Below are 621 nucleotides of genomic sequence, written 5' to 3'. Positions count from 1 at the left end.
ACAACGGGGTTAACAAGTACCATGGCTTGCTCCTTGATTTGCAGTATATTGCGGAGCATAAGGCACTTGTTTTTGTAATAAAATCCATATCAGTCTGGCGAGCCTATGAGCAGTGGCTACCACCGTACTGCAGATGCTTTTTCGACTTCTTAACTGTGTTATCCAGAGGTTTAAATCATCTTGTTTTTTACTTGCATGGCTGACAACGGTTCTAGCACCATGAATAAGCTGTTTGCGTAAATATCCGTTGCCTCGCTTGGTGATATTGCCATTGACACTTCGATGGCCAGAGGCAAATTGCTTGGGGGTTAACCCCAGCCACACACCCAGTTCTTTAGCGGTATTAAACGCCTGACCTCTGCCAATTGATGCGACGAACGCTGACGCGATAATGGGCCCGACACCTGGAATGCTTAATAAAATTTTGTCATTAGGGTCACGTTCGACAAGCTTTTTTATCAAGGTATTAATTCTGTTTAAACGTGTATTAACACTTTGATATTCGTCCCAGAAGTCATTAGCCATCAGTTTAATAATCGGACGTTGTGACGCATCGTTAATGATGTCCCACATAGCCACTTCAAATGCTTTATAACCTTGGGCAAAGCAAATCCCAAAATC

General features: G+C 43.0%; 1 protein-coding gene. It reads right to left on the bottom strand.

What is annotated here, in order from left to right; genetic code table 11:
• Window positions 1-9: 9 nt before the first annotated feature.
• Window positions 10-621, bottom strand: a 612-nt coding sequence (locus tag GQA99_RS20195; protein WP_160057005.1) for an IS110 family RNA-guided transposase, incomplete at its 5' end; no start/stop codon positions are given.

The sequence above is a fragment of the Shewanella litoralis genome (assembly GCF_009828585.1).
Classification (GTDB): Bacteria; Pseudomonadota; Gammaproteobacteria; order Enterobacterales; family Shewanellaceae; genus Shewanella; species Shewanella litoralis.
The sequence above is the reverse complement of the archived record's forward strand: the minus strand, read 5'-3'. Positions and strand labels throughout refer to the sequence as shown.